Source organism: Nocardiopsis sp. TSRI0078 (assembly GCF_001905145.1).
In the GTDB taxonomy this organism is placed as follows: domain Bacteria; phylum Actinomycetota; class Actinomycetes; order Streptosporangiales; family Streptosporangiaceae; genus Nocardiopsis.
Map to the genome: position 1 here is coordinate 392,191 of NZ_LWLB01000032.1, position 16,827 is coordinate 409,017.

The following is a 16,827-nucleotide window of genomic DNA, read 5'->3' on the forward strand; positions in this document are numbered from 1 at the left end:
CCTCCCCGCGGGGACGGCGGCCCGCACGGGGAGCCCCGTGCCCTCCGGTGCGCTGAAACGCGTGCCGGTGACCCAGCCCAAGCCGTTCGCGCCGGGTCGCCGCGACGGTGGGGAACCCGCCCGCTTCCGCGCGCTCCGGCGCGCTGCCGCGGGCTCGGGCGCCTGCGGCGCCTCCCAGATCTAGGCCAGCCTTACCTGGGATTCCCCTGATTCAGCCTGAAAGGACATTGCATGCGCTACACCGGACCGAAGGTGCGGTTGTCCCGGCGCGCCGGCACTCCGCTGACCCGTAAGGCGGTCAGCTACTTCGAGAAGCGTCCCTACCCGCCCGGTGAGCACGGCCGCCGTGTTCGTCGCAACAGCAGCGACTTCGCCGTCCGTCAGGCGGAGAAGCAGAAGGTGCGCTGGTACTACGACCTGACCGAGAAGCAGCTGCTGCGGGTCTACGAGAACGCCAAGAAGCGCTCGGGCCGTACCGGTGAGGAGATGCTCGCCGAGCTGGAGCTGCGCCTGGCCACGGTCGTGCTGCGCTCCGGTCTGGCCGCGTCGATCTACGCCGCCCGCCAGTTCGTCACCCACGGCCACATCACCGTGGACGGCAAGAAGGTCGACATCCCGTCGTACCAGGTCAAGCCGGGCCAGATCATCAGTGTTCGGGAGAAGTCCCGCAACATGGTGCCGTTCGTCGAGGCCGCCGAGGGCATCCACGCCGACGACAAGATCGCCGGCTTCCTCGCGGTGAGCCACAAGGACCTGCGTGTGGCGGTCACCGACCGTCCCAAGCGTGAGCAGATCCCGGTGCCCTTCGACGAGCAGCTCGTCGTGGAGTTCTACGCCCGCTAGTCGCCACTCGGGCAGGCTCTCGCGCGTGTCCCCCAGAGGGGCGCTCGACAAGAGGTGGGAGGCCGTGCGGATCCGTCCGCACGGCCTTCTTCGTGTCCGGTCCGCTGCTTCGCGTCCCGGGTCCCCCCGTTCGCGTCCCGGGCCCCCGGATTGTGGAACCGGCCACGCCCGAAATCCGGTGCGGCGTGAATTGTTATCGCACCGGAACCGAAACCGTTCCGGGGCTGTGCGGCGGGGGCCGGGGCCCTTTCCCGCGGTCAGTACATGCGGCGGATGTGAAAAGCGCTACCCCGCTCCAGGGGCTGTTCGGTGACGAACTCGTGCATCTTCATCCGGCACCAGGCCGGGATGTCGGCGTGTGCGGCCGGGTCGTCCGCGGTGACCGCGATGACCGCCCCGATGGGCACTTCGTGCAGCCGGGCGGCCAGCATGATGATGGGGATGGGGCACTTTCGGCCCACCGCCTCCACGGTGACCGACGGCGCCTGCGACGGATACTCGGGCACGTGGTGCACCCTCCGTGTGTCGTTGTCCTGTCGTGACCATCCTGGCCCGGATCGGGCCCGTAAGGCGAACCCGGTTAAGGGCGTCGTAAACCCAGCGATACGCTCGCCTTGGTCTCTCCTCGTGAAACGTCCGCGCCGCCCCAGGGCGGCGGGGCGGGATCGACGACAAGAGGGCCCGGGGGGACGCCGGGCCGCGCTCCGTAGCCAGCCGGGAGGTCATCCTCCGCGGGCGAACGGGCCCGGCTCCGCGGACCGCCGCGCGCTCCGTGCGGGGGCGTCTGGCAACACGCTGACCAGGCAAGCCCCTGAGCGGGGCTCTGGGCGGTTCGCGATAATGTTTCCCCCTGAAAAGCTTTGGATACTTAGGCCGCCCGTGGAGGATCCACGGGCTACACCGCTGGGAAGGCAATCCGTGAGTCCGACCCGCCAAGAGAATCGGCGCTTCAACCTGCGCCGATGGGCACCACGCGGCGCCGCGCTCGCCGTGCTGGGGCTGGCCGCGACCGGCTGCGCGTCGAACGATCTCACTCGTTTGGGCATGCCGGAGCCGATCACCAACCAGGCCGAGCGTGTCATCTCGCTCTGGCAGGGCTCCTGGGTGGCGGCTTTCGCGGTCGGCATTCTCGTGTGGGGACTGATCGCGTGGTCGATCATCTTCCACCGCAAGCGTTCTGAGCAGTTGCCGCCCCAGGTGCGGTACAACATGCCCATCGAAGCGCTCTACACCGTCCTGCCGATCGTCATCATCTCCGTGCTGTTCTTCTTCACGGCGCGGGACCAGGCGATCCTGCTCGACACCGACGAGCCCGCGGACGTCAACGTCGAGGTCGTGGCCTTCCAATGGGCCTGGCAGTTCAACTACCTCGACGACAAGAAGGAGAACGGCGGGGAGGTGCTCTTCTCCCAGACGGGTGTTCCCAACCCCGACGGCACCGCCGACCCCTCGACCCAGACGACCCTGGTCCTCCCCGAGGGCGCGACCGTCCACTTCGACCTCCACTCGACGGACGTCATCCACTCCTTCTGGGTGCCCGCGTTCGGCTTCAAGATGGACGTCATCCCGGGCCGCGACAACGCCTTCCAGGTGGACCTGGAGGAGGGCACCGAGGGCGAGTACATCGGCCGCTGCGCCGAGCTGTGCGGTGTCGACCACACCCGCATGCTCTTCAACGTGGAGGTCCTTCCCCAGGACGAGTACGACGCGTGGGTCGCCGAGCAGCAGCAGGCCGCCTCCGAGGCCGAGGCCGAAGCGGCCGCGGTCGAGGAGCAGTCGGAGTTCGGCGAGGGTACGGGCGCCGAGGGCGCCGGAACCGAGGGCGCCGGCACCGACGAAGAGGGCACGGGCTTCGGTGGAGCTGACACCGAGGAGAATGACCACTAATGACCACGACGGACACCTCACCCTCGCTCAAGGCCGGCGGTAGAACGCCGTCGCGCCCGGGGTCGATGATCGTCAACTGGATGACGTCGACCGACCACAAGGTCATCGGGTACATGTACCTGATCACCGCCTTCGCCTTCTTCCTCTTCGGTGGCCTGCTGGCGGTGCTCATGCGCACCGAGCTGTTCCTCCCGGGCATGCAGGTCATGTCCAACGAGCAGTTCAACCAGCTGTTCACCATGCACGGCACGATCATGCTGCTGATGTTCGCGACCCCGCTGTTCGTCGGGTTCTCGAACGTGATCATGCCGCTGCAGATCGGTTCGCCCGACGTGGCGTTCCCGAGGATGAACCTGTTCAGCTACTACCTGTTCCTGTTCGGCAGCCTCATCGCCATCAGCGGGTTCCTCACCCCCGGCGGCGCCGCCGACTTCGGCTGGTTCGCCTACACGCCGCTCTCGGACGCGGTGCGTTCGCCCGGCCTGGGCGGCGACCTGTGGATCCTGGGTCTGATCGTCTCCGGTCTGGGCACGATCCTGGGCGCGGTCAACTTCATCACCACCGGCCTGTGCATGCGCGCGCCGGGCATGACGATGTTCCGCATGCCGATCTTCACCTGGAACACCCTGCTGACCAGTGTCCTGGTGCTCATCGCGTTCCCGGTCCTGACCGCGGCCCTGGTGGCCCTGGGCGCCGACCGGATGGTGGGTACGCAGGTCTACAACGCCGAGCACGGCGGGGCGATCCTGTGGCAGCACCTGTTCTGGTTCTTCGGCCACCCCGAGGTGTACATCATCGCGCTGCCGTTCTTCGGCATCGTGACCGAGGTGCTGCCGGTGTTCAGCCGCAAGCCGATCTTCGGCTACAAGAGCCTGGTGGCGGCGACGATCGCCATCACCGGCCTGTCGGTGACGGTGTGGGCCCACCACATGTTCCCCACCGGCGCGGTGCTGCTGCCGTTCTTCTCGTTCATGAGCTTCCTCATCGCGGTGCCCACCGGCGTGAAGTTCTTCAACTGGATCGGCACGATGTGGCGGGGCCAGATCACCTTCGAGACGCCGATGCTGTTCGTCATCGGCTTCCTGGTGACCTTCCTCTTCGGCGGTCTGACGGGTGTGCTGCTGGCCTCGCCGCCCATCGACTTCCACGTCACCGACTCCTACTTCGTGGTGGCCCACTTCCACTACGTGGTGTTCGGCACGGTGGTGTTCGCGATGTTCGCGGGCTTCTACTACTGGTGGCCCAAGTTCACCGGCACCATGCTCAACGAGGGACTGGGCAAGTTCCACTTCTGGCTTTTGTTCCTGGGCTTCCACGGCACGTTCCTGGTCCAGCACTGGCTGGGCGCCGCGGGCTTCCCGCGCCGCTACGCCGACTACCTGCCCGGTGACGGCTTCACCGAGCTGAACCAGATCTCCTCGGTCTCCTCCTTCGTCCTGGCCGCCTCGACGCTGATCTTCTTCTGGAACATCTACGTCACCGCGCGCAGGGCGCCGAAGGTCACCGTCGACGACCCGTGGGGCTACGGCTGCTCGCTGGAGTGGGCGACCTCCTGCCCGCCGCCGCGGCACAACTTCACGTCGCTGCCGCGGATCCGCTCCGAGCGCCCCGCGTTCGACCTGAACCACCCGCACGCCGCGGCCCCGGGCTCCGTCCCGGTGGGCGCCACGAAGGAGTAGGGGCGAATGAAGACGCAGGCCTATCTGTTCATGGGCGTCTCGACCTTCTTCGGTCTTGCCGCCGCCCTGTACGTGTTCTGGTCCTGGCAGGACACCGGTGTGATCGAGTGGACGGGCACCACCGCCCTGGTGGTCTCCATCGGCTTCGGCTGGATGATCGGTTTCTGGCTCTGGCAGGCGGCCCGCCGCAGCGAGCACTTCCACGGGCTGCCCCCGGAGGAGCGGCTGGACGGCGAGATCCAGGAGAACGCCGGCGAGTACGGGTTCTTCAGCCCGCACAGCTGGTGGCCGCTGTTCGTCGCGCTGGCCGTGGCGTTCACCGCGGTGGGGGTGGCCATCGGCTGGTGGATGGTGGCCGTGGGCTCCTTCGCCCTGATCCTCACCGTCATCGGCTGGGTGTTCGAGTACTACCGCAAGCAGTTCCAGCACTGAGGGATGCCTCGGCCCCGTGCCGAGCGCCCCGGCCCCGGCGGCCGGGCGGGTCCGTGTGACCCGCCCGGCCGCCGGGACCTTTCGCGTCGCGGCCGACACCGTCGCGGCCGACACCGTCGCGGCCGACACCGTCGCGGCCGACACCGCCGCGGGCGCACCGGTGCGCCGCCGGGCCGAGGGTAGGATTCTGCGAGACCTGACCTGACCTGACCGTGGCCCCGCGGGCGCGAGCCCGCTCGTGCGCGTAGGGGTCCCCGTCGCAACGGACGCTGGAGGTCCTTGGCGTGAAGGGACGATTTCTCCGTCCGGCGCTGTGCCGCCTGGCGGCCGCGGTCGCCGCGGTCGCGGTGGCGGCGACCGCCTGTACCACCGCTCCGCGGCCGGAGCCCGAGGCCGCTCCCAGCCCGGAGCCGCCGACCGGCCCGGAGATCGCCATCACCCCCGCGGAGGGCTCCGTCTCCGTGGCGCCCGACACCCCCGTGCGGGTGTCGGTGGAGGAGGGGACCATCACCGACGTCCGGGTCGAGCAGACGGCTCCGGAGGGGGAGGCCGGGAGCGGTGCGGAGCAGGCCGCGGCCGGGGACGGTGAGGGGGAGGAGCCCCCGTTCACCGGGACCCTGAACGAGGACGGCACCGCGTGGGTCAGCGACTGGAACATGTTCCCCGGATCGGCGGTCACCGTCCGCGCCACCGCCGAGGACGAGGACGGTGAGCGGACCGAGGCCGTCGCCGGGTTCACCACCGAGGAGGCCGTGCCGGGGCGGCGCCTGGAGCTGGCCTCGAACTTTCCCACCTCCGGCGACACCGTCGGCGTGGGCATGCCCGTGATCGTCAACTTCGACCTGCCGGTGCACAACAAGGCCCAGGTCGAGAACTCCATGGAGGTCACCTCCGAGCACGTGGTCGAGGGCGCCTGGAACTGGGTGAGCGACCGGATGGCGGTGTTCCGGCCCAAGGAGTACTGGGAGCCCTACCAGAAGGTCAGCGTCGATCTGAGGCTGGCGGGGGTGGAGGCCTCCGAGGGCGTCTACGGCATCGACAACCGCCGCATCGACTTCGAGGTGGGTCGCGAGATGATCTCCACCATGCACGTGCCCGACCACGAGATGAGGGTGGAGGTCGACGGCGAGACGGTGCGTACCATCCCGGTGAGCAACGGCAAGGCCGACAAGCGCTTCGACACCACCACCTCCGGCGTCCACCTGACCATGGAGAAGTACGAGTCCCTGGTGATGGACGCGGCCACGGTCGGCATCCCCGAGGACTCGCCGGACTACTACAAGCTCGACGTGGAGTGGGCGGTGCGCACCTCCAACAGCGGCGAGTTCACCCACGCGGCCCCGTGGAACGACCGGATCGGCTCGGCCGACGCCTCCAACGGGTGCACGAACATGTCGGTGGAGGACGCCCGGTGGTTCCACGACCAGGCGCTGATGGGCGACGTCCTGGAGACCACCGGGACCGACCGGCAGCTGGAGTGGGACAACGGGTGGGGCTTCTACCAGCGTTCCTGGGAGGAGTGGCTGGCGGGCAGCGCCACCGGTGAGCCCCAGGTGACCGACGGGTCGGGCACCCCCGGCTCCGTCCACGGGGAGGGGCTCTAGGAGCCTGTCTGGCGCCCACCCGCTCAGCCTTTGGGGGTGTGGTTCGGGCGCCGGCGGGGTTCTGGAGGCGTCGGACGTGCCGCAGCGACGAAGGAGCCAGGCACGGAAGACGGCGAAGGTTCCCGCCCTCGGGGCGCCCGAACGCGGGGCGGAGTCCCTGAAGGACACGCTCTAGGAGCCCTCCAGGAGGGCGTCCAGGCGCTGGGCGGTGTGGTCCCAGGTCCACGTCCGCGTCACCCACTCCCGGCCGCGTGCGCCCATCTGGGCGGCGCGGTCGGGGTCCTTCAGCAGCCGGATGAGGGCCCGTGCGGCCGGTCCGGGCAGTGAGCCGTCCACGACCAGGCCGGTCCGGCCGTCCAGGACCGCGTCGGGGGCGCCGCCGGAGTCGCCGGCCACCACGGGCAGGCCGCAGGCCGCGGCCTCCAGGTAGACCATCCCCAGCCCCTCGGCCTCCAGGCCGCCGTGCCGGGTGCGGCAGGGCATGGCGAACACGTCCCCGGCGGCGTAGTGGGAGGGCAGGTCCCCGGCGGGGACCGGTCCGGTGAAGACCACCGAGTCCATGCCCCGGGCGGCCGAGCGCAGCCGCTGCCGGTGGGGGCCGTCGCCGACGATGAGCAGGGCCGCGTCGGGTAGGTCGGCCAGGATCCGGGGCCAGGCGCGGATGAGGGTGTCCTGGCCCTTGCGGGGCACGAGCCGGGACACGCACACCACCACCGGGCGGTCGCCCAGGCCGTGGCGCCTGCGGACCTTTGAGCCGTCGGCTCCGGGGTGGAAGTGGTCGACGTCCACGCCGGGTGCGAGCCGGCGCATGCGCGCGGCCGCGTCCGGGGACAGCGCCCGGGCCAGGCGGCGCCGGGTGTACTCGCCCAGGTAGGTGACGGTGTCGGTGGTGTCGCCGATACGGCGCAGTGCCTCCCGGGAGCCGGGGAGCGCCGCCCACCAGGTCTCGTGGCCGTGGCTGATGGCGATCTGGTGTTTGACGGGGGTGCGCTCGCCCAGCCCGGCGGCGAGCAGCCCCAGGGGTGCGGCGGCGCCGTAGACCACCGTGTCGCAGTCCTCCATGTCGGCGATGGCGCGCGCCCGCGCGGCCACCCGGGGGGTGGGCAGCAGGACGCGGGCGGCGTCGCGCACCACGGGGAAGGGCTGGCGCAGGTCGAAGTGCGGGTCGGCGGCGGCGTCGGCCGGTGCGGGGGAGGAGCAGTAGACCACGACCGATCCCTCGGGGCGGCGCAGGGCGATCTCGTGGACGAAGGACTCGATCCCCCCGGACTTGGGCGGGAAGTCGTTGGTGATGATCAGCGTTCGCGGCACGGGGGCGAGTCTAGGGCGTGTGCGGCGGGCGTGTCCGGTCGCGCAACGCCGTAGGGGGCCTTCCCTGCGGTCGGCGCGCGCGGGCGTGCGGGATGTCCGGATCGCGATGATCTACGACGTCAAGGTGCGGATGTCGGGAATGATCGTCCCGGAGGGGTGCGGACAGGGCGGTGCCCCGCGACACCCGTCGTCGCGGGGCACCGGAGCCCGGGGCCGGTCGCCGCTCAGGGGCGTACGGCGGTGACGAAGTTGGAGCGGTAGTAGCTGTTCAGGGTCACCGTGCCGATGGGGCGGGAGGACGTGGAGGCGTGCACCATGACGTTGTCGCCCGCGTACATGCCGACGTGGTCGGGGCCGTTGCTGCCGGGGTAGAAGAACAGCAGGTCGCCGGGCTGCTTGTTCTCCCAGGAGACCCGCTGGCCGGCGTTGACCTGCTGGTAGGTGGTGCGGGGCAGGATCACGCCCGCCGCGCGCCACGCGGCCTGGGTCAGGCCGGAGCAGTCGTAGCCGCCCGGGCCGGTGCCGCCCCACACGTAGGGCTTGCCGACCTGCTCGTAGGCGAAGTTCAGCGCGGTCCTGGCGTTGCCCGAGGCGGAACCGGTGTAGGTGGCGCCGCCTCCACCTCCGCCGCTGGTGCCGCTGGTGCCGCTGGTGCCGCTGGTGCCGGTCTGGCCGACGTTCGCGGTGGCCTCCGCCTGTTCCTCGGCGGTCAGCTCCGAGAGCAGCTCCTCCTGCTCCTCCATGGCGGCCCTGGCCTCCTCGGTGGCCTCCTCCGCCTCCTCCAGGGCCTCGGCGGCCTCCTCCTCGGTCTCGGTCGCCTCGGCCTCCAGGGTCTCCAGGTTCTCCAGTTCCAGGACGTACTGTTCGAGGTTCTCGTCGTGCTGCTCGGACAGGTAGTCCAGGTCGGCCTGGTGGGCCAGGGCGTCCTCGGGGCCGGTGGAGCCGACCAGCTGGTGGAAGGAGGTGAGGTCGATGCCGGTGTAGGTGGAGCTGGCGAGCTGTCGCGCGCCCAGGCCGAGCTCGTCGACCTTCTCCTCGGCCGCCTCGACCTCCGCCAGGATCTCCTCCAGCTTCTCCTCGGCGGCCTCGTGGGTCTCCTTGGCCTCGTTGTAGGTCCCGTTGAGCTCGATGTACTCCTCTTCGAGGCGCTCGATCTCCTCGCGGACCTCCTCGGCCGTGGGCTCGGCGTGAGCCACCGCGCAGGGCAGGAGGAGGGCGGAGGCGGTGAGTGAGGAGAGGACCGCTGTGCGGCGTCCGCGGCCGCGGCGGGATCCGGACACGTGTAGCACCTTTCTCCCCTTGTCCCAGGCCTGCGGAATCAAGGGATGCACCGGGTGGGGGCGTGGGGCCTCGGAGCGCGGACCGGGGGAGCGGGTACCGCGGACCGGGGGCGGGGAGGCCGTCGCCCCGGGGATGCGGGGGTCGGCCCGACCCGGGCGCGGCCGCCACCGCCGGGGGCGGTGAGTGGGGAGCAACCGCGCTCGGCGATGAACACTAGTGCATGCGTCGGGACTCCCTCAACCTTTTCGTGACGTTCTGCTGGTTGGGGTGATGTGTCCGAAACTCCACTCGTTGTCCCTTAACGGAGGCGGGGCCGCCACCCGGCGGGTGACGGCCCCGAGAGGCCCCGCGGCGCCGCCTAGGGGCGCACGGCGAACTGGAACTCGCCCGCCCAGTACGCGGCCAGGCCCACGACCTCGATGTTGCGGCCGGTGCGGGGCGCGTGCACCATCTGGCCGTTGCCCGCGTAGAGGCCGTTGTGGCCCAGCCCCGGGTAGAAGAACATGATGTCGCCGGGCTGCAGGGCGTTCATGTCGTAGATGCGGTGGCCCACCTCGGCCTGCGCGTAGGTGGTGCGGGGCAGGTCCACGTTGCCCGCGCGCCACGCGGCCTGGGTCAGGCCGGAGCAGTCGTAGCCGTTGGGGCCGGTGCCGCCGTAGATGTAGGGCTTGCCGACCTGTGCGTAGGCGAAGTCCAGGGCCGCGCCCGCGCTGCCCGAGGCGCCGCCGGTGTAGGACTGGCCGCCGCTGCCGTCGGCGCCCTCGGCGGAGGGGTCGGCGGTGGGGAACTGGGCGAGGAGGTCCTCCTGCTCCTCGATCTTCTCCTCGACCTCGGTCTTGGCCTCCTCGGCCTCCTCGAGCTTCTCCTCGGCCTCCTCCAGGGCCTCCTCGGCCTCGTCCTTGAGGGCGAACAGGCGCTCGGAGGACTCGCCGAACTCGTCCAGCTGGGCCTTCTGGGCGTCCGACAGGTAGTTCAGGTCGGCGTTCTGCTCCAGCAGCTCCTCGGGGCCGTCGGAGGCGAGGATGTTGGCCGTGGAGTCCAGGTCCCCCGACTGGTAGGTGGCGCTGGCGAGCTGCTGCACCTTCTCCCGCAGCTCCTCGTAGCGCTCTTCCTCGTCGCCGACCTGCTCCTCGAGGTCCTCGTAGGCGGTCTCGGCGACCTCGTGGTCCTCCTTGGCCTGGTTGTAGGTCTCAACGGCGGAGGAGGCCTCCTCGTTGAGCTCCTCGATGCGCTCCTCGACCTCCTCCTTGGTCGGCTCCGCGTGGGCGGTGCCCGGGGCGATGAGGGTGCTGGCGACGACCGCGCCGATTCCGGTCGTTGCAGCGAATCGGCGAGCCGTACGCCGACCACCGGGGTTCGTCATGGCGGTCCACGCTCCTTGGGGTTGGGAAATCGCACAGGGGTGCATGGGAGAACGGTCACGGGAGTCCCGCGCGGGGGCGCGGGCGGGCGAGTGTGCGGGGTTTCCACCGGCGGGTACAGGAGTGGCGTCCTATCCGATGGAGCACTCACGTTCGGGATGAACCTAGCGGACCCTCCCGCGCGGCTCAACCAGGGGGCGCACACGCACCCGTGTCCACGGCGGAATACACCGTTCACGGACGGTGCGTCCCACGTGCGCGGACGGCACGGGACGAACGCGGCGGGAAGGGGGGCGGGCCCGTCCGGTCCCGGTGCCCGGCGCCCGCCCCGGGCGGGGGCCGTCCCGGGAGCCGGCCCCCGGGTCAGCCGTGTGCCTCCAGACGGCGCAGGAAGATCGTGGAGGGCACCGCGCGCGCCCCCACCCGGCGCACCGACGTCACGATCTCCCTGTCTGAGGTGACCACCGCGATCGGCCGCCCCGGCGGCTCGGCGCGCACCAGCCGCACGATCAGCTCGTCCGCGGTCTCCCCGGGGGCGCTGAACAGCAGCCGCACCCGGCGGGTCGGCGCCACCACCGGCGGTGTGTCCACGTCGGCGCCGTCGAAGACGCACGTGATCTCGGCCTTGGTGCGGCTGGCCAGCCCCTCCAGCGAGTTCATCAGCCGGGTGCGCTGGTCGGCCAGCGGGATCGTCCCGTAGCCGGTCTTGGTGACGTTGTAGCCGTCCACCAGCAGGTGCACCCCCGGCACCGTCAGCAGGTACTCCAGCAGGCCGGGGTCGTCGTCGGGCAGTCCGCCCAGGGAGACCCGCCGCTGCTGCTCGGTCTCGGCCACCAGGTCGGCCGGGTTGTCCAGGGCCGCGGGCAGCGCCAGTTCCCGGCGCAGCCCGTGCGAGGCGTCCACCAGGACGTCCAGCAGCACGCGCAGCCGCGCCTCGTCGGCGTTGCGGCCGGCGCGCACCGCGCGTCGGGCGTTCTCCACCTGGGCCTCGGCGGCGGCCAGTCGCGACCGCAGCCGCCGGTTCTCCGACTCCAGCGCGCCGACCCGTCTGGCGGTCTCTGACTCGCGGTCGGCCGTCTCGGCCAGCGCGCGCGAGGCCTTCTCGGTGGCCTCCCTGGCCCTTTGGCGTTCGGTGTGCACCTTGCGGCGCAGTTCGGCGACCTCCGTGCGCTGCGCCTTGATCTGGGACCGCAGCCGCTCCAGTTCCGCCTGGTGCCCGTGCCGGGTCTCGTCCAGTTCGCGGCGCGCGGCGTCGAGCGCCTCGGCGGCCTCGTCCGCCTCCTTGGCGCTGGACTGACGCTCCAGTTCCCGGTGGACGTCCTCGATGATGCCGGGCCACCCCTTCGGGCGCAGCAGGTAGGCGCACGCCGCCACCGCCACGGGGTCGGCGGCGGGCGGCACCATGCCCGAGCGCAGGCCCTCGGCGAGTTCCGGCCACACCTGCTCGACCCGTGCCGCGACCAGGTCGCGAAAGGCGCCGTCGCTCTCCAGCTGGGCGGCGATCTGGGGGCCGGCGAGTCTGGCCCTGCGCCGGGGCTCGAACCTGGCGACCCTGCGCAGCAGCGGCGGCAGGTCGCCGGCGCGCATACCGCCGAGCACGTCGGAGCCGTACTCGACGACCCGGGCGCGCACCGGTCCGGGCAGGGGGCGTGCCAGCCCCTCCTCGGCGCCGTCGGCGTCCGTGGCGTGGGCGTCCTCGTCGTGCGGGCCGTGGTCCTCGGAGTCGCCGCCCGCCTCCGGGCGGGCGCTCACGGCCGACCCGTCGGGCTCTCCGCCGAGGAACCGGGGACCGACCGGTCGGCGTCGGGGCGGGCGATGACCTCCACGCTGTCGGTGGCGCCGCACCAGCGGCACCTGACGCGCTCGACGGTCTCGGAGAGCACGGTGCGCTCCTCGACCCCGCCGTCACCGGCCAGGTCCAGGTGGACGTAGTCCTGGGCGCGGATCGTGCGGGTCACGTCGAACCGGGTGAGGTTGCCGCACCCGGTGCACCGCCACCGCTCACTGTCACCCGGCATCGCGATCCCCACGGTTCCTCCTCGTGCTCGTGCTTCCCGGCGGCGGCCCGCCGACCCAATGTCCCCACATCTTTCCATGTCGGGCAGGTCAGACCGTATCCCGCCGGGTTGTCCCCACCGCCGACTACCCTGACCGGGTGGTTCGACAGTCCGCGGCGCCCGTCGGCGTCCAAACCAGCATCAGCGACCTCGGCACGCCGTTGGCCGCGGCGACGTTCGTCGTGCTGGACCTGGAGACCACCGGCACCAGCGCCACCAGCTCCCGGATCACGGAGGTCGGCGCGGTCCGGCTGCGCGGCGGCGAGGTCGTCGACGAGTTCTCCACGCTGGTCGATCCCGGGGTCCCCATCCCGGCCAACATCACCCTGCTCACCGGGATCAGCCAGTCGATGGTGGCCGGGGCCCCGCCCATGGAGGAGGTGCTTCCCCGCGTCCTGGCCTTCCTGGACGCCGAGCCCGGTACCGCGCTGGTGGCGCACAACGCCCCCTTCGACACCGGTTTCCTCAAGGCCGCCTGCGAGCGCCACGGGGTGGACTGGCCCGGCTACCCGGTCGTGGACACGCTGCGCCTGGCCCGTGCGGTGCTCTCACGGGGGGAGACGCACAACCACAGGCTCGCCACGCTCGCCGCCCACTTCGGGGTCCAGGTCACCCCCAACCACAGGGCCCTGGACGACGCCCGCGCCACCGTGGGCGTCCTGAACGGGCTGATCGAGCGCCTGCGCCCCATGGGGGTGTCCAGCCTGGAGGAGCTGCGCGCGGTCACCAAGCCGCCCACGAAGGCGCAGCGGGCCAAGCGCCACCTGGCGGAGGGACTGCCCGAGGAGCCGGGGGTGTACGTGTTCACCGACGCGCGCGGGGCCAGCCTCTACGTCGGCAAGAGCAAGAACCTGCGCCGCCGGGTGCGCACCTACTTCACCGCGGCCGAGAACCGCCAGCGCATCCGGGAGATGGCGGGGGTGGTGGAGGGGGTCACCCCCATCGTGTGCTCCAGCGAGCTGGAGGCCTCCGTCCGCGAGCTGCGCATCATCGCCGAGCGCAAGCCGCCCTACAACCGGCGTTCGCGCAGCCCCGAGCGCGCCTGCTGGGTCAGGCTGACCGCCGACGCCTACCCGCGCCTGTCCGTGGTGCGGGAGGTCGGGGGCGACGAGGCGCCCCACATCGGCCCCTACGCCTCGCCCCGGGAGGCGGAGCAGGCCAGGGAGGCGCTGCTGCAGGCGTTCCCGCTGCGCCAGTGCGCCCACACCTTCGTCCCGCGGGAGGGGGCGGCGCCCCGGCTCCTGACGGCGGTCGGCGGGCGCTGGTCGGGGGCGTGCGTGCTCGCCCAGCTGGGCCGGTGCGGCGCCCCCTGTGACGGCAGCGAGGACCTGGCCGGGTACACCGTCCACGCCGAGGCCGCGCGCGCCGCCATGACCGGTGACCCCGCCGCCGTGGTGGAGGTGCACACCAGGCGCATCGCCGAGCTCGCCGCCGAGCTGCGCTACGAGGAGGCCGCGGGTGTGCGCGACCGCCTCACGGCGTTCCTGCGCGGCGCCCGGCGCGCACAGCGCCTGGCCGCCCTCTCCGCCGTCCCGCACCTGGTCGCCTCCCGCCGTACCGCCGCGGGCTGGGAGACGTGCGTGGTCCGCCACGGCCGTCTGGCCGCCAGCGCCGTGCTGCGTCCGGGCACCGACCCGGCGGCCTTCCTGGCCTCGCTGGTCGCCACCGCCGAGTACGTGCCCGCCGGGCACGGGCCCAGCCCCAGCGCCCTCCCGGCCGAGACCGAGCTGGTCCTGGACTGGCTCGCCGACCCCGCCACCCGGCTGGTGGAGATCGAGGGGGAGTGGACATGCCCGTTGCGCAGCGCCGAGGCGCACACCGAGATGACACACTGGGCCCATGGCCGCGCTTCCGCTCAATGACGACTACCCCGTCCGCCGCGCCCCCGTCGTCGCGTACACGCTGATCGCGGCCAACGTCCTCGTCTACCTGATGTCGCCCCAGGCGGCGACCGCCGTGTGGTACCCGGCCGACGTCTTCGGCCGCTACTGCGCGATCCAGGACTACTTCATGTTCTGGGGCGCGGTCCCGGCCGAGATCCTCGGCCTGGTCGACCAGGTGCCGCACGCGGTGCCCGAGTGCGGCGGGTACGGCGACAAGCCGGTGTGGTTCTCGGTGTTCAGCTCCATGTTCCTGCACGGCGGTCCGCTGCACCTGATCAGCAACCTGCTGTACCTGTTCGTGTTCGGCCCGGTGGTGGAGGACCGCATCGGCAAGCTGCGGTTCCTGGCGCTGTACGTTCTCACCGGGGTCGCCGCCGCCTACGGGTTCGCCCTGACCGACGCCGGCGGCACCATGCCCATGGTGGGCGCCTCCGGGGCCATCTCCGGGGTGCTGGGCGCCTACCTCGTCGTGCAGTTCCGCAGCCGGGTGACCATGCTGGTGTTCGGGGTTGTCCCGATGCGCCTGCCCGGGTGGGCCGTGGTGGGCAGCTACTTCGTGCTTCAGTATCTTCTCTACGTCACCACATCGAACGCCCCCGGCGCCGACAGCGGGGTCGCCTACGCGGCGCACGTGTACGGGTTCATCGCCGGGGTGATCGTGGGACTGGTGGTGTACCGGCTGCGATGGCGCTCCGGGACGCGGCTCTCCGACGTCTACTAGGGCGTGCTCCGCGGAGTGTGCCCCGGCGCGCCCGCGCGGCCGGCCCGCCCGTCCCGTACCGCAACCGCCCTGGAGGCACAGTGATCACCGCGATCGTCATGATCAAGGCCGACGTCAACCGCATCCCCGAGGTCGCCGAGGCGATCGCGGAGATCGACGGGGTGAGCGAGGTCTACTCGGTCACCGGCGGCGTCGACCTCATCGCCATGGTGCGGGTGCGCAAGCACGAGGACCTGGCGGAGGTGATCCCCGGGCGGGTGAACAAGGTCCCCGGGGTGCTCTCCTCCGACACCCACATCTCCTTCCAGACCTACTCCAAGCACGACCTGGAGTCGGCCTTCGCGCTGGGCTGGTAGCCGGGCCCGGGGAAGCCCGCGGGGGGCGCGGCCGCCGGGTGGTCCGGCGGGGCCGCGCCCCCTGTCCTGGTCCGCGGGCCCGCGGGCGCTCAGAGCGCCTTGGCGTGCTCCTGGCTGGTCTGCACCCAGCGCTCCAGCGCACCCTCGGCGGCGCCGCTGTCCACCGCGGCGGCGGCCCGCTCGTACCCGGCGCGCACCGCCTCCAGGAGCGGGCCCCGCACGCCCTCCACGGCCGCCAGCGCGGCGCCCGCGTTGAGCAGGACCGCGTCGCGCACCGGGCCGGGGCGGCCCGCCACGAGGTCGCGGACGGCCTGGGCGTTGAACTCCACGTCGCCGCCGCGCAGGTCCTCGGGCCGGGACCGGGCGATGCCCAGGTCGGCGGGGTCGAGTGCCTCGCGCCGGGCCGCGCCGTCGCGCACCACCCACACCGTGGAGGTGGTCGTGGTGGTCAGCTCGTCCAGCCCGTCGTCCCCGCGGAACACCAGCGCCGAGGAGCCGCGGCGGGCGAACACCCCGGCGATCACCTCGCACATGCGCTCGTCGAACACCCCGATCGCCGAGGTCGTCGGCTGCGCCGGGTTGGTCAGCGGGCCCAGGAAGTTGAACACCGTGGGCACCGCGAGTTCGCGGCGCGCCTTGGCGGCGAAGCGCAGCGAGGGGTGGAACATCGGGGCGAAGCAGAAGGTGATGCCCGCCTCCTCGGCCACGCGGGCGGTCGGCTCCGGGGGCAGCTCCAGGACCACGCCCAGGCGCTCCAGCACGTCGGCGGTGCCGCAGGAGGAGGACGCGGCGCGGTTGCCGTGCTTGACCACGCGGGCTCCGGCGGCCGAGGCCACGATGGCGGCCATCGTGGACACGTTCACGGTGTGGGCGCGGTCGCCGCCGGTGCCCACGATGTCCAGGGTCGGGCCGGACACGCTGACCCGCACCGCGTTGTCGAGCATGCCCTGGGCCAGGCCGGTCACCTCCGACACGCTCTCGCCCTTGGCGCGCAGCGCGATGGCGAAGCCGGCGATCTGGGCGTCGGTCGCCGAGCCGGACATGATCTCGTTCATCGCCCACCCGGTGTCGGCGGCGCTGAGGGTCAGGCCGCCCAGCAGGGCGGTGATCAGGTTGGACCAGGTCCGCTCGGTCACGGCGGACGGTTCCTCGGGCCCTGCGGCCGAAGAGGGGTCGGGAGGGGTCACGGCGGGGACGTTCATCGTTGCTGCTCCACGGTGAGGAAACGGGCGCGGGGGCCCGGGGCGCCGGCGCGTCGGGCGGCCGGAACGCCCTCAGGCACCCAGGGAGGGAGTCGGGGCGTGGCCGCGCCATCGCCCGGTGTCGGCGCCGTGGTGCAGGGCGGCGCCCACCACGCCGCGGCGGCGCAGTTCCCTCTCGCCGTTCTCGGCCCTCGCGAGGCCGTGTCCCAT

At 71.9% G+C, this 16,827-nt stretch carries 17 protein-coding genes; 9 read left to right on the plus strand and 8 right to left on the minus strand.

Going from position 1 to position 16,827, the window contains the following annotated elements:
• The first annotated feature begins 231 nt into the window (after positions 1-231).
• A complete protein-coding gene (gene rpsD / locus A6A08_RS18835; protein ID WP_073703920.1) occupies positions 232-843 on the plus strand; it encodes a 30S ribosomal protein S4 in 612 nt (203 codons plus the stop codon).
• Between the two features lie 257 nt (positions 844-1,100).
• On the opposite strand, the gene A6A08_RS18840 is transcribed toward rpsD, so the two are convergent.
• Positions 1,101-1,349 (minus strand): sulfurtransferase TusA family protein, encoded by a 249-nt coding sequence (locus A6A08_RS18840; RefSeq protein ID WP_073704007.1) that lies wholly within the window; start codon positions 1,347-1,349, stop codon positions 1,101-1,103.
• A gap of 538 nt (positions 1,350-1,887) precedes the next feature.
• Here A6A08_RS18840 and coxB point away from each other — a divergent pair.
• The 5 genes from coxB (at position 1,888) to A6A08_RS18865 (ending at position 6,445) form a co-directional block, all read left to right on the plus strand.
• Positions 1,888-2,730 (plus strand): cytochrome c oxidase subunit II, encoded by an 843-nt coding sequence (coxB, locus tag A6A08_RS18845; RefSeq protein ID WP_073703921.1) that lies wholly within the window; start codon positions 1,888-1,890, stop codon positions 2,728-2,730.
• Positions 2,730-4,409, plus strand: a complete 1,680-nt coding sequence (ctaD, locus tag A6A08_RS18850) for a cytochrome c oxidase subunit I (protein WP_073703922.1) — start codon at positions 2,730-2,732, stop codon at positions 4,407-4,409. Before coxB ends, ctaD begins: the two co-directional genes overlap by 1 nt.
• 6 nt (positions 4,410-4,415) lie before the next feature.
• Positions 4,416-4,841: a cytochrome c oxidase subunit 4 gene (locus A6A08_RS18855; RefSeq protein ID WP_073703923.1), complete on the plus strand. Its 426-nt coding sequence runs from the start codon at positions 4,416-4,418 to the stop codon at positions 4,839-4,841.
• A gap of 16 nt (positions 4,842-4,857) precedes the next feature.
• Positions 4,858-5,046, plus strand: coding sequence for a hypothetical protein (locus A6A08_RS28040; RefSeq protein WP_073703924.1), 189 nt, complete (start codon positions 4,858-4,860; stop codon positions 5,044-5,046).
• 79 nt (positions 5,047-5,125) lie between these two features.
• Positions 5,126-6,445, plus strand: a complete 1,320-nt coding sequence (locus A6A08_RS18865) for an Ig-like domain-containing protein (protein WP_073703925.1) — start codon at positions 5,126-5,128, stop codon at positions 6,443-6,445.
• 171 nt (positions 6,446-6,616) lie between these two features.
• Here the strand turns inward: A6A08_RS18865 and A6A08_RS18870 are convergent, their stop codons facing one another.
• The 5 genes from A6A08_RS18870 to A6A08_RS18890 all read right to left on the minus strand — a co-directional run bounded on the left by A6A08_RS18870 (position 6,617) and on the right by A6A08_RS18890 (position 12,428).
• Entirely contained in the window at positions 6,617-7,756 is a 1,140-nt protein-coding gene (locus A6A08_RS18870; RefSeq protein ID WP_073703926.1) for a glycosyltransferase family 4 protein, read from the minus strand.
• Between the two features lie 224 nt (positions 7,757-7,980).
• Positions 7,981-9,036: an NlpC/P60 family protein gene (locus A6A08_RS18875; protein WP_073703927.1), complete on the minus strand. Its 1,056-nt coding sequence runs from the start codon at positions 9,034-9,036 to the stop codon at positions 7,981-7,983.
• Positions 9,037-9,395: 359 nt separating this feature from the next.
• Entirely contained in the window at positions 9,396-10,400 is a 1,005-nt protein-coding gene (locus tag A6A08_RS18880; RefSeq protein WP_083609182.1) for a C40 family peptidase, read from the minus strand.
• A 361-nt stretch (positions 10,401-10,761) separates the two neighbouring features.
• Positions 10,762-12,150 carry an NYN domain-containing protein gene (locus tag A6A08_RS18885; protein ID WP_073703928.1) on the minus strand — a complete coding sequence of 463 codons (1,389 nt, stop codon included), beginning with the start codon at positions 12,148-12,150 and terminating at the stop codon, positions 10,762-10,764.
• Positions 12,147-12,428, minus strand: coding sequence for a hypothetical protein (locus A6A08_RS18890; RefSeq protein ID WP_073703929.1), 282 nt, complete (start codon positions 12,426-12,428; stop codon positions 12,147-12,149). The genes A6A08_RS18885 and A6A08_RS18890 overlap by 4 nt, the downstream gene beginning before the upstream one ends.
• Positions 12,429-12,553: 125 nt before the next feature.
• Between A6A08_RS18890 and A6A08_RS18895 the strand changes: the two genes are divergently transcribed.
• From A6A08_RS18895 to A6A08_RS18905, 3 genes are all read left to right on the plus strand, one after another.
• On the plus strand, positions 12,554-14,317 hold the full coding sequence (locus A6A08_RS18895) for a DEDD exonuclease domain-containing protein (RefSeq protein ID WP_073703930.1): 1,764 nt from the start codon (positions 12,554-12,556) through the stop codon (positions 14,315-14,317).
• Complete coding sequence (locus tag A6A08_RS18900; protein WP_073703931.1) at positions 14,295-15,059, plus strand: rhomboid family intramembrane serine protease; 765 nt, start codon at positions 14,295-14,297, stop codon at positions 15,057-15,059. The genes A6A08_RS18895 and A6A08_RS18900 overlap by 23 nt, the downstream gene beginning before the upstream one ends.
• A gap of 80 nt (positions 15,060-15,139) precedes the next feature.
• Positions 15,140-15,415, plus strand: coding sequence for an Lrp/AsnC family transcriptional regulator (locus tag A6A08_RS18905; protein ID WP_073703932.1), 276 nt, complete (start codon positions 15,140-15,142; stop codon positions 15,413-15,415).
• 89 nt (positions 15,416-15,504) lie between these two features.
• Here A6A08_RS18905 and trpD read toward each other — a convergent pair whose 3' ends face one another.
• Positions 15,505-16,617 (minus strand): anthranilate phosphoribosyltransferase, encoded by a 1,113-nt coding sequence (trpD, locus tag A6A08_RS18910; RefSeq protein ID WP_073703933.1) that lies wholly within the window; start codon positions 16,615-16,617, stop codon positions 15,505-15,507.
• Positions 16,618-16,689: 72 nt separating this feature from the next.
• The gene (locus A6A08_RS28045; RefSeq protein WP_158069295.1) at positions 16,690-16,827 is read right to left on the minus strand and encodes a hypothetical protein; all 138 of its coding nucleotides are present in this window, start codon (positions 16,825-16,827) and stop codon (positions 16,690-16,692) included.